The organism is Pseudonocardia sp. (genome assembly GCF_025465255.1).
GTDB lineage: Bacteria > Actinomycetota > Actinomycetes > Mycobacteriales > Pseudonocardiaceae > Pseudonocardia.
The window spans coordinates 22,405-33,541 of sequence record NZ_JAODNI010000207.1; the positions used below are offsets into that span (position 1 = coordinate 22,405).

Consider the following 11,137-nt stretch of genomic DNA (forward strand, 5'->3'; position numbering starts at 1 on the left):
TCACACCGCGGATTCGCTCGAACGCCCACGGTGAGCACCTCCGCCGGGCGACCATCCGTGTGTGGCTAGTACGGAGCCCCGCTGGGGTGTGTTCGGATGGCCGGCGGCGTTCCGCGGGTCGGCGGCGGTGCAGGCGGGTCTCCTCGCCCAGCGGGACCTGCGGGGACCGCGGTTCCGGCGCGTCCATCCGGACGTCTACGTCCGCGCGGCGGACGAGTTCGGTCCGGAGCTGGTCGCCCTGGCCGCAGCCGCGCTCGTCGAGGGCAGGGGGGTCGTGTCCGGCTACTCGGCGGCGACCCTGCTCGGCGCGGACTGCACCCCGAGCGGCGCCCCCGCCGAGATCACCCTGACCGGCGGCGCGGACGGGCGCGGCGGGATCCGGGCGCATCCGGGGCTGGTGGTGCACTCCGACGCGACCGCGCCCCGGGAGGTCACGCAGGTCGCGGACGCGCTGGTCACCACCGCCCTGCGCACGGCCTACGACATCGCACGCTGGATCACGGACCTCACCGAGGCGGTCGTGGCGACGGACGCCCTGGCGAGGGTCGGGCCGTTCGCCCCGGAGCAGGTTTTGGAGCTCTCCGAGCGGTATCCGCGAGCGCGCGGGCGGGCCCGGCTGCCGCGGGTGGTCGCGCTCGCGGACCCGCGCTCCGGTTCGCCGATGCAGAGCCGGCTGCGGCTGCTGCTGGTGCTCGGCGGGCTGCCCGCACCGGAGGTGCGCCCGGCCGTCCCGGACCCGGCCGGCGGGGCCGCGGTCCGGCTCGACCTCGCCTACCCGGAGCAGCGGATCGGAATCGAGTACTCGGACCTCGGCCGGGCGGACCGGGTGCTGCGCGACGCCGGACGCCTGGTCTCCCTGGTCGACGACGGCTGGCGGATCGTCCGGGTCACCCGGCACGACCTGTGGGTGCCCGAACGGGTCGTCGACACCGTCCGGCACGCGCTGGCGATGGCCCGGTGAGGTCGCGCCGAGCGGCTCAGCCCGGGAACCAGCCCAATCGCCGCGAGATCTCGTCCGCCGCGTCGACGACCGCCGGCGCCATGTCCGTCAGGCGCCCGACCGGCAGCCGGTAGGCGGGGCCGGACACCGAGAGCGCGGCGGCCACCGCGCCGGTCTGGTCGCGGATCGGGGCGCCGACGGCGTTGAGCCCGACCTCGTACTCCTCCTCGACGAGCGCGTACCCCAGCTCGCGGACCCGGTGGAGGTCCGCCTCGATGTCCTCGAGGGTCATGCGGGTGTGCTCGGTGAACCGTTCCGTCGCGGCGACCAGGTCCTTGAGCAGGTGCCCCAGCTCCGCCGGGTCCAGCCAGGCGATCAGCGCCTTCCCGCTCGACGTGCAGTGCAGCGGCGTGATCCGGCCGATCCAGTTGTAGGTCAGGACGGTGGACGGCCCGCGCGCCTGGTGCACGTTCACCGCGTACCGCTCCTGCAGGACGGCGAGGTTGACCGTCTCGGCGAACTCGACCGCGAGCCGCTCGCACAGCTCACGGCCGAGCCGGGTCACGTCGAGCCGTCCGGACACCGCCCCTGCGAGCGGGATCAGCCCGAAGCCGAGGGTGTACTTGCCGCGGTCCACGGTCTGCTCGACCAGCCCCCGCGTCTCCAGGGCCCCGAGCAGCCGGAACGCCGTGGACTTGTGCACGTCGAGCTCGAGGGCGACCTCGCTGACGCCCGCCTCGCCGTGCCGCGCCAGGATCTCGAGCACCGAGATCGCCCGGTCCACGGACTGCACCCCTGAGTCACGGGCCCGCTCCGTGTTGCTCATGACGAAACTATAGGTGTCGTCCGCACCCGTGCGCTTGACCTGATCTAGTCCGCCGGAGGAACCTCACGCCGTGCCGAGCCTCTACATCGACGGTTCCTGGACCGCGGGATCCGCCGGATGCGCGCCCGTGATCAACCCCTTCGACGCGAGCGTGGTGCAGGAGGTGGACCAGGCCGGGCCGGACGAGGTGGACCGTGCCGTCGCCGCCGCCCGGGCGGCGTTCGACACCGGCCCGTGGCGCGCCACCTCCGCCGCCGACCGCGGCGCGCTCCTGCGGCGGATCGCGGACCTCCTGATGCGGGACAAGGAGGACATCGCGCACACGGAGACCCTGGACACCGGAAAGACGCTGGTCGAGAGCCGAATCGACGTCGACGACGTCGCGGCCGTCTTCCGCTACTACGCGGACCTCGCGGACAAGGACGCCGGCCGGCTGGTCGACACCGGCCAGGCGAACGTCGTGTCCAGGATCGTGCACGAGCCCGTCGGCGTCTGCGTCCTGATCACCCCCTGGAACTACCCGCTGCTGCAGCTGTCCTGGAAGGTCGCGCCCGCGCTGGCCGCCGGGAACACCATCGTGATCAAGCCCAGCGAGGTCACCCCGCTCACCACGATCAAGCTCGTGGAGCTGATGGCCGAGCTGGAGCTCCCGAGCGGCGTGGTCAACCTGCTGCTCGGGGACGGCCGCAGCGTCGGCGCCCCGCTCACCGAGCACCCGGACGTCGACATGGTGTCGTTCACCGGCGGCCTGAACACCGGGCGGTCGATCATCCGCGCCAGCGCGGAGACCGTGAAGAAGCTCGCCGTGGAGCTCGGCGGCAAGAACGCCAACATCGTCTTCGCGGACACGGACTTCGAGACCGTCGTGGACTACGCGCTGCTCGCGGTGTTCCTGCACGGCGGGCAGGTCTGCTCCGCGGGGGCCCGGCTGCTCGTCGAGGACTCGCTGCACGACCGGCTCGTCGAGGAGATCGGCCGCCGCGCCGAGCTGATCCGGTTGGGCAACGGCCTGGACCCCGGGAGCGAGTCGGGCCCGCTGGTGTCGGCGGCCCAGCTCGCGAAGATCGAGGACTTCGTGAAGTCGGCGCTCGACGAGGGCGCCCGGCTGGTCGCGGGCGGGCGCCGCCCGGACGACCCCGAGCTGCAGAACGGGTACTTCTACCGGCCCACCGTCCTGGCGGACTGCCACCCGGAGATGCGGGTGGTTCGCGAGGAGACCTTCGGGCCCATCCTGACCGTCGAGCGGTTCACCACCGAGGAGGAGGCGCTCGCCCTCGGCAACGACACCGAGTACGGGCTGGCGGGCGCGGTCTGGACGAACGACATCGGGCGCGCGCACCGGGTCGCGAACGGGCTGCGGCACGGCACGATCTGGATCAACGACTTCCACCCCTACGTGCCCGGCGCCGAATGGGGCGGGATGAAGCGGTCCGGCAACGGCCGCGAGCTCGGGCCCACCGGGCTGGCCGAGTACCAGGAGATCAAGCACATCTGGCAGAACACGGCGCCGGTGCCGTCGCGGTGGTTCAAGGGCTGATCGGCCCGGCGCATATGTCATGTTCCCGCTTTCCCTTCCAGCAGGCGGAGGTAGCCGGAGATGAGCAGGACCGAGAACAGCACGGATACGGGTGAGAGCGAGCACGGGCTCTCGGAGTTCGGGTACAACCAGTCCCTCGAGAGATCCATCGGGAAGTTCGCCAGCTTCGCGGCGGGTGTCAGCTACATCTCGATCCTGACGGGCACGTTCCAGCTCTTCTACTTCGGCTTCTCCTTCGGCGGCCCCGCCTACTGGTGGTCCTGGCCGATGGTGTTCGCCGGCCAGCTCATGGTCGCGCTGAGCTTCGCGGAACTGGCCGCCCGCTACCCGGTCGCCGGATCGGTCTACAACTGGTCCAAACGCCTCGCCGGCCCGACCACGTCCTGGATGGCCGGCTGGATGATGCTGATCGCCTCGATCGTCAGCATCTCGGCCACGGCGCTCGCCTACCAGATCACGCTGCCGCAGATCTGGTCCGGCCTACAGCTCGTCGGCGACGGCAGCGGCGAGTACGACTTCGCGGTCAACGCGGTCATCCTCGGAACCGTGCTCATCGCGTTCACCACGGTGATCAACGCCCTCGGGGTCAAGCTGATGGCCCGGATCAACAGCACCGGCGTGTTCATCGAGCTGATCGCCGCGGTGGTGATCGTCGTGCTGCTGGCGATCAACATCAACAACCCGCCGACCGTCTTGTTCGACACGCAGGACAAGGGCGCGGGGATGTCGCTCGGCTACTTCGGCGCCTTCCTGATCGCGGCGCTCGCGTCCGCCTACGTCATGTACGGCTTCGACACGGCGGCCTCGCTCGGCGAGGAGACGGTCGATCCCCGGCGCACCGCGCCGAGGGCCATCCTGCGCGCGATCGTGGCCTCGTTCGTGCTGGGCGGACTGATCCTGATGTTCGGCATCCTCGCCGCACCCGACCTCGCCGACCCGAGGATCGGGGAGAAGGACGGCGGGTTGCAGTACATCGTCCTGCTGGTGCTCGGGGGCACGCTCGGCAAGGTGGTGCTGGTCTGCATCGCCATCGCCATCACGGTGTGCGTGCTCGCGGTGCACACCGCGGCGATCCGGATGATGTTCGCGATGGCCAGGGACAACGCGCTGCCCGCCGGGGCGACGCTGGCGAAGATCGACCCGAGACACAAGACCCCGATCGTGCCCGCCGTGCTGATCGGTGCGGTCGCGGTTCTGATCCTGGTGGTCAACATCCGCACGCCGGAGATCTTCACGGCGGTCACCAGCGTCGCGATCATCATGGTCTACCTGGCGTACCTGCTGGTCACCCTGCCCATGCTGATCAGCAGGCTGCGTGGCAGGTGGCCGGTCCCGGACACGAGCGGCAGGCGCTACTTCTCGCTGGGCCGGTGGGGTCTGCCGGTCAACGTGCTCGCGGTGCTGTGGGGATCGCTGATGGCGCTCAACCTCGCCTGGCCCCGCTCGGAGGTCTACGGGGACGGCCCCTGGTACCTGCGGTGGATCGCCTTCGTCTTCGTCGGGATCGTCGCGCTGGCGGGCCTGCTGTGGTACCGGTTGCGCGGGCGGCACCACGTCGGCGTCCTGCCGGAGCACATGGCCGAGGCGCTCGCCGTCGATCCCACCGTCCCCCGGGAGCACACGTGACCGAGGCGATCTTCGACTACGTCGTCGTCGGCGGCGGGTCGGCCGGCTGCGCGCTGGCCGCCCGGCTGTCCGAGGACCCGGCCGTGACCGTGTGCCTGCTGGAGGCCGGCCCGTCCGACGTGGGGGACCCGGCGATCCTGCGGCTCGAGGACTGGATGGAGCTCCTCGACTCCGGCTACGACTGGGACTACCTCGTCGAACCGCAGGAGCGCGGCAACAGCTTCCTGCGCCACGCCCGCGCGAAGGTCCTCGGCGGCTGCTCCTCGCACAACTCGTGCATCGCGTTCTGGACCCCGCGCGAGGACCTCGACGAGTGGGCGGCGCAGGGCTGCGCCGGCTGGAGCGCCGACGAGTGCTGGCCGCTCATCCGACGGCTGGAGACCAACGACGGACCGTGGGAGGGCCATGGTCGCTCCGGCCCGGTGAACCTGCGCCAGATCCCGCCCGACGACCCCTGCGGGGTGGCGGTGCTGGAGGCGGCCGCCGGCCTGGGCCTGCCGACCGTGCGGTTCAACGAGGGCGTCACGATCGTCGAGGGTGCCGGGTTCTTCCAGATCAACGCCTCACCGGACAACGTCCGGATGTCGTCGTCGCACGCCTACCTGCACCCGATCCTGGGGACCCGGCACAACCTGGAGATCCGCACCGCGGCGTGGGCCTCGCGCGTGCTCTTCGACGCGGACCGGACGGCGACCGGTGTCGAGTACCAGGAGGGGATCGGGCCGGGCCGGATGCGGGTGGACGCGCGCCGCGAGGTCGTCCTCTCCGCCGGCGCCATCGACAGTCCGAAGCTGCTGATGCTCTCCGGCATCGGCCCGGCCGAGCACCTGCGGGAGTTCGGGATCGACGTCCTGGTCGACGCCCCCGGCGTCGGCTCCAACCTCGACGACCATGTCGAGGGCCTCGTGATGTGGGAGGCCGCGCGGCCGATGGTCGACCACTCGACGCAGTGGTGGGAGATCGGGCTGTTCAGCCGGACGACCCCGGACCTCGACCGGCCGGACCTGATGATGCACTACGGCTCGGTGCCCTTCGACCTGAACACGGTGCGCTGGGGCTACCCGACCACGGACAACGGCTTCTGCCTGACACCGAACGTGACCCGCGGACGCTCGCGGGGCACCGTGCGGCTGCGCAGCCGGGACTTCCGGGACCGGGCCAAGGTCGACCCGCGCTACTTCACCGACCCCGAGGATCACGACATGGGCGTGATGCTCGCCGGGGTCAAGCTCGCCCGGAGGATCGGCGAGCAGCCCGCGCTGAAGGACTGGATCGCCCGCGAGCTCGCCCCGGGACCCGACGCGGTGACCGACGACGAGCTGATCGACTACATCCTCAAGACCCACAACACCGTCTACCACCCGGCGTGCACGGTGAAGATGGGCCCGGCGACGGACCCGGGGGCCCCGCTGGACCCGCAGCTGCGGGTCCGGGGGGTCGAGGGGCTACGGGTCGCGGACGCGTCCGTGCTGCCGTTCCTGCCCGCGATCAACCCGAACATCACCACGATGATGGTCGGCGAGAAGTGCGCGGACATGATGAAGGCCGAGGCTCCCTAGGCCGGCCTACGACCTGGGGATCGGCGCGTTCCAGCCTCGCCAGAGCGCGACGACCCGCAGGCCCGCGACCACCGCCGCGGCCACCAGGGTGACGGCCACGGGGGTGATCCCGAGCCGCGTCCCGATCACCACGAGCGTGGCGCCGACGAGCGCCGCGATCGCGTAGATCTCTCGCCGCAGGACCTGCGGGATCTCGTTGAGCAGCACGTCCCGCAGCACACCCCCGCCGACCCCGGTGATCACGCCGACGATCGCGGACGTGATTCCCGGGGCGCCCGTGGCGAGGCCCGTCGAGGTCGCGGTGGTCACGAACAGGGCCAGGCCCAGGGCGTCGGCGAGCTGGGTGCCGCGGCGCAGCCGGGCGACCGCGGGATGGAACCGGAACACCACCAGCGCGACGACGACCGGGGTCACCAGGTACTGCCAGTGCCGCAACGTGGTGGGCGGGTCGATGCCGAGCAGCAGGTCCCGCACCACTCCGCCACCCAGGGCCGTCACGCAGGCCAGGACGAGGACGCCGAACACGTCGAGGCGGGCGTACACGGCCGCGAGCGCCCCGGAGACGGCGAAGACGGCGACCCCGATCAGGTCCAGGACGACGAGCATCCGCGCACGATCCCATGCTCGCGTCCCGGAGGCTCCGCTCGCGTCCGGACCCGTGCGGAGCCGCCGGAACACGAGCGTCAGGTCACAGGCTCAGCGCGTTCAGCGAGCGCGGCCGGTTGAGTGCGGGGTGTCCGACCGCCCTCCGACGACGGCCCGCCGGACAAGACGTCCGTGTCGCGCTGATCGCACCAACGCCGCGGGCAGCACCCGCGCCGCCTCGACGAGGCTCGGGCCGTACCAGGTGAGGAGCCGCCCGCTGACGAGCACGGCGGGGGCGTCCGGGAACGCCTCGGGCCCGTCGTCCGCCGTGAACAGGTAGGGCTCGTCCGGGAGGACCGCGAGGTCGTGCTCCGGGAGGTCCTTCGGGTCGATCCTCGGGTAGCGCTCGGGGTCGTCGGCGAGCACGTTGTCGACGCCGAGCCGGTGCAGGACCGCGCCGGTGAAGGTGTCCGAGCCCACGGCCATCCAGGGCTTCCGCCAGATCGGCACGACCGCGCGCCGCCGGGGTTCGAGGGGCGTGACGGCGGCCCAGGCGTCCCGTGCCTCGCGGAGCCAGCCGGGCTCGGCGAGCCCGCAGGCGTCGAGCATCCGTCCCAGGGACGCCACGGCGCCGTCGACGGTCCGGATGTCCGTCACGTACACGGCGACGCCGGCCGCACGCAGGGCGTCCAGATCGGGGAGCCGGTTCTCCTCCTGGTTGGCCAGGACGAGGTCCGGCGCCAGCTCCAGGATCGCGGCGACGTCCGGGTTCTTGGTGCCCCGGATCCGGGCGACGTCCAGGTCCGCAGGGTGCGTGCACCAGTCCGTCGCCCCGACGAGAAGCCCCGGCCCCGTCGCCGCGACCGCCTCGGTGAGCGACGGGACGAGCGACACCACCCGCCGCACCTCGGCGGGCACCCGTACGGTGCGGCCCTCGTCGTCCGTGACCTCCCTGACCCCTGCGACCTCCCTGATCATGGCGTCACCCTATCCGCGAAGAGCGGCCGGCGACGGCGTCGCACGAAGTCCCGCAACGCCCGCGTGGGCGCGCTCGCCGCCCGGTTGCGGGCCCAGACCAGCCCGATCACGCGGCTGGTCCGCGGGGTGCTCACCGGCAGCTCGACGACGCCCGGCGGCGGCTCCCGGTGCGACACCGGCAGCAGCGCCACCCCCAGCCCGGCCCCGACGAACCCCCTCAACGTCGCCGTGTCCCCGCCCTCGAACGCGAGCCGCGGGGTGAACCCCGCCTCCCGGCACCAGGCGTCGACGGTGCCGCGCAGCCCGTAGCCCGGCAGGAACCCGACGAACGCCTCGCCCGCGGCGTCGGCGAGCGGCAGCCCGTCCACCCGGTCCGCCAGCGGATGCCCGGCCGGGACCGCGAGCCGGAGCTCCTCCTCGCCGAGCGCGTGCGCGGCGAGCGCGGCCTCGTCCGGGAGGGGAGAGGTCAGCGCGAGATCCGCCTCGCCGGAACGCACCCGAGCCAGCAGCACGCTGTGCGCGTCCTGGATGAGGTCGAAGCGGATGCCTGGATGGCGGCCGCGGAACTCGCTGAGCAGGTGCGGGACGACGTCGGTGCCGAGCGTGGGCAGGAACGCGAGGCTGATCCGCCCGCGCAGCCGGTCCGCGTCCCCGGCCAGGTCCCGCGCCCCGGTGGCGAGCTCGGCGAGGGAGCGCTCGGTGGCGCGCAGCAGGGTGCGGCCCTCGCGGGTGAGCCGCAACGACCGGCCGGCCCGGACGAACAGCGCCACGCCGAGCTCCTCCTCGAGCCTGGCGATGCCGCGGCTCAGCGTGGACTGTGGCACCCCCAGCTCGTCCGCCGCCCGGGTCATGTGTTCGGCCCGGCCGACGGCGGCGAACCAGCGCAGCCGGGGAGCGAGCGCGGCCAGCACGGTCGTTTCATCCACATCTGCATCATGCCGAACAAGCTCATGCATTGGACGCATGGAACATCGGCTCGTACGGTCGTTGGCGATGACAACGACCTCGCCGGCTCCCGTCGCCACCGCCCCGTCCGGCCACGAGCGCGGCAGCCCCGGCTACCGCCGCCTCGGCGCGGCGCTGTGGTGTGCCGGCCTGGCGACGTTCGTGCTGGTCTACGCCGCGCAGGGACTGCTCCCCGCGCTGGCCGACGAGTTCGGTGTCTCGTCGTCGACGTCGAGCCTCGCGCTGTCCGCGACCACCGGGATGCTCGCGCTGGCCATCGTGCCGCTGTCCGCCGTCGCGGAGTCCTGGGGCCGCGCGCGGGTGATGACCGTCGCGCTCGCGGCGTCCGCCGTGCTCGGTCTGCTCGCCCCGCTGGCGCCCACGTTCTGGCTGCTGGTCGTCCTCCGCGGGCTGCAGGGCGTCGCGCTCGCCGCGCTCCCGGCGCTGGCCATGTCGCACGTGACGCGCGAGGTGAACCCGCGCTGGCTCGGTGGCGCGGTCGGCATGCTGATCGCGGGCAACACCCTCGGCGGCATGTCCGGACGGCTGATCGCCGGGCTGGTCGCGGACCTCGGCGGCTGGCGGGCCGGCCTGTTCGTGATCGGACTGGTCTCGATGCTCTGCACCGTCGCCTTCCGGCTGCTCCTGCCGCCGTCGGTCGCCCCGGACCCGCCGAAGGTCCGCGTGCGGGAGCTCGGTGGGCCGATCCGGCGGCACCTGCGGGACCCGGGCCTGCTGTGCCTGTTCGGCATCGGTTTCCTGTTGATGGCGGCATTCGTGACGGTCTACAACTACCTCGGCTTCCGACTACTGCGCGAGCCCTTCGCGCTGGCCCCGGCGCTGGTCGGGTTGATCTTCCTGGGCTACCTGGCCGGCACCTGGGCGTCGACGACGGCGGGTCGGCTCGGGGACCGCTACGGCCGGCGGACCGTGCTCTGGATCGGCGAGGCGGTCGCCCTGGCCGGCGCATGGATCACGCTGCCGGACTGGCTGCCGAGCGTGCTCGTCGGGCTGGTGCTGGTGACCGTCGGGTTCTTCGCCGGGCACTCGGTGGCCAGCAGCTTCGTCGGGCGGCGCTCGTCCATGCTGCCGGGCGGGTCGCCGGGCCTGGCGTCGTCGCTGTACCTGTTCGGCTACTACGCGGGCAGCAGCATCGGCGGGTCCGTCGGCGGGGTCGCCTACGACCTGGGTGGCTGGCCCGGGCTCGTCGGCTACATCAGCGTGCTGCTGCTCGGGGCCCTCGGCCTCGCGCTGGCGCTCCGCCGGATCCCGACGCCTCAGACCGCGGCCCTCACCGCCACCCCGTGACCACGAACGGCACTTTCGCTCGTGCCTAGTGTGCGAAAGTGCCGTTCGTGAACATGAACGGGGCTACATGTTGCGCCGGTACTGGCCGCCCACCTCGAAGAACGCGTCCGTGAGCTGGCCCAGGGAGCAGACCCTGGCGGCCTTCATCAGCTCGTCGAAGACGTTGCCCTCGCCCGTCGCGACGTCCTGAAGCTTCCGGATCGCCTGCTCGGCGTCGGTCCTGTGCCGCTCCTGGAAGCCCGCGAGCCGGTCCAGCTGGCTCTTCTTCTCCGCCTCGGTGCCGCGCGCGAGCTCGATCTCCAGCGGCTCGTCCTCGTCCACGTCCGGGCGGACGAACGTGTTGACGCCGACGATCGGCAGCGTCCCGTCGTGCTTGCGGTGCTCATAGAGCATCGACTCGTCCTGGATCTTGCCGCGCTGGTAGCCGGTCTCCATCGCGCCCAGAACACCGCCGCGCTCCGCGATCGAGTCGAACTCCTTGAGTACGGCCTCCTCGACCAGGTCCGTCAGCTCGTCGATGACGAACGAGCCCTGCAGCGGGTTCTCGTTCATCGACAGGCCCCACTCGCGGTTGATGATCAGCTGGATCGCCATCGCCCGGCGCACCGACGCCTCGGTCGGCGTGGTGATCGCCTCGTCGTAGGCGTTGGTGTGCAACGAGTTCGCGTTGTCGTAGAGAGCGCAGAGGGCCTGCAGGGTGGTGCGGATGTCGTTGAAGTTCATCTCCTGCGCGTGCAGGGACCGGCCCGAGGTCTGCACGTGGTACTTCAGCTTCTGCGACCGCTCGCCCGCGCCGAACTTCTCCTTCATCGCGACCGCCCAGATGCGGCGGG

General features: G+C 72.1%; 10 protein-coding genes. 5 read left to right on the forward strand and 5 right to left on the reverse strand.

Going from position 1 to position 11,137, the window contains the following annotated elements:
- Nucleotides 1–61: 61 nt before the first annotated feature.
- Entirely contained in the window at nt 62–961 is a 900-nt protein-coding gene (locus JWP64_RS25675; protein WP_297502221.1) for a hypothetical protein, read from the forward strand.
- Nucleotides 962–977: 16 nt separating this feature from the next.
- On the opposite strand, the gene JWP64_RS25680 is transcribed toward JWP64_RS25675, so the two are convergent.
- Complete coding sequence (locus JWP64_RS25680) at nt 978–1,766, reverse strand: IclR family transcriptional regulator (RefSeq protein WP_297502223.1); 789 nt, start codon at nt 1,764–1,766, stop codon at nt 978–980.
- A gap of 70 nt (nt 1,767–1,836) precedes the next feature.
- Between JWP64_RS25680 and JWP64_RS25685 the strand changes: the two genes are divergently transcribed.
- The 3 genes from JWP64_RS25685 to JWP64_RS25695 are packed head-to-tail and all read left to right on the forward strand — an operon-like array spanning nt 1,837 to nt 6,488.
- Nucleotides 1,837–3,303, forward strand: coding sequence for an aldehyde dehydrogenase family protein (locus tag JWP64_RS25685; RefSeq protein ID WP_297502225.1), 1,467 nt, complete (start codon nt 1,837–1,839; stop codon nt 3,301–3,303).
- Nucleotides 3,304–3,363: 60 nt separating this feature from the next.
- Complete coding sequence (locus JWP64_RS25690) at nt 3,364–4,929, forward strand: amino acid permease (RefSeq protein ID WP_297502227.1); 1,566 nt, start codon at nt 3,364–3,366, stop codon at nt 4,927–4,929.
- On the forward strand, nt 4,926–6,488 hold the full coding sequence (locus tag JWP64_RS25695; protein WP_297502229.1) for a GMC family oxidoreductase N-terminal domain-containing protein: 1,563 nt from the start codon (nt 4,926–4,928) through the stop codon (nt 6,486–6,488). Before JWP64_RS25690 ends, JWP64_RS25695 begins: the two co-directional genes overlap by 4 nt.
- A gap of 6 nt (nt 6,489–6,494) precedes the next feature.
- Here the strand turns inward: JWP64_RS25695 and JWP64_RS25700 are convergent, their stop codons facing one another.
- From JWP64_RS25700 to JWP64_RS25710, 3 genes are all read right to left on the reverse strand, one after another.
- Nucleotides 6,495–7,094, reverse strand: a complete 600-nt coding sequence (locus JWP64_RS25700) for a TRIC cation channel family protein (RefSeq protein ID WP_297502231.1) — start codon at nt 7,092–7,094, stop codon at nt 6,495–6,497.
- Nucleotides 7,095–7,193: 99 nt separating this feature from the next.
- Nucleotides 7,194–8,051 carry a helical backbone metal receptor gene (locus tag JWP64_RS25705; protein ID WP_297502233.1) on the reverse strand — a complete coding sequence of 286 codons (858 nt, stop codon included), beginning with the start codon at nt 8,049–8,051 and terminating at the stop codon, nt 7,194–7,196.
- Nucleotides 8,048–8,977 carry a LysR substrate-binding domain-containing protein gene (locus JWP64_RS25710; protein WP_297502235.1) on the reverse strand — a complete coding sequence of 310 codons (930 nt, stop codon included), beginning with the start codon at nt 8,975–8,977 and terminating at the stop codon, nt 8,048–8,050. The genes JWP64_RS25705 and JWP64_RS25710 overlap by 4 nt, the downstream gene beginning before the upstream one ends.
- Nucleotides 8,978–9,044: 67 nt before the next feature.
- Here JWP64_RS25710 and JWP64_RS25715 point away from each other — a divergent pair, with 67 nt between their 5' ends.
- Nucleotides 9,045–10,304 (forward strand): MFS transporter, encoded by a 1,260-nt coding sequence (locus JWP64_RS25715; RefSeq protein ID WP_297502237.1) that lies wholly within the window; start codon nt 9,045–9,047, stop codon nt 10,302–10,304.
- A 63-nt stretch (nt 10,305–10,367) separates the two neighbouring features.
- Here JWP64_RS25715 and JWP64_RS25720 read toward each other — a convergent pair.
- The coding region (locus JWP64_RS25720) for a methylmalonyl-CoA mutase family protein (protein ID WP_297502238.1) at nt 10,368–11,137 on the reverse strand (770 nt) is incomplete at its 5' end.

Coding starts and splice junctions, on each gene's coding strand:
- JWP64_RS25705 (WP_297502233.1), bottom strand. CDS start 8,051: ATGATCAGGGAGGTCGCAGGGGTCAGGGAGGTCACGGACGACGAGGGC.
- JWP64_RS25715 (WP_297502237.1), top strand. CDS start 9,045: ATGACAACGACCTCGCCGGCTCCCGTCGCCACCGCCCCGTCCGGCCAC.
- JWP64_RS25690 (WP_297502227.1), top strand. CDS start 3,364: ATGAGCAGGACCGAGAACAGCACGGATACGGGTGAGAGCGAGCACGGG.
- JWP64_RS25680 (WP_297502223.1), bottom strand. CDS start 1,766: ATGAGCAACACGGAGCGGGCCCGTGACTCAGGGGTGCAGTCCGTGGAC.
- JWP64_RS25700 (WP_297502231.1), bottom strand. CDS start 7,094: ATGCTCGTCGTCCTGGACCTGATCGGGGTCGCCGTCTTCGCCGTCTCC.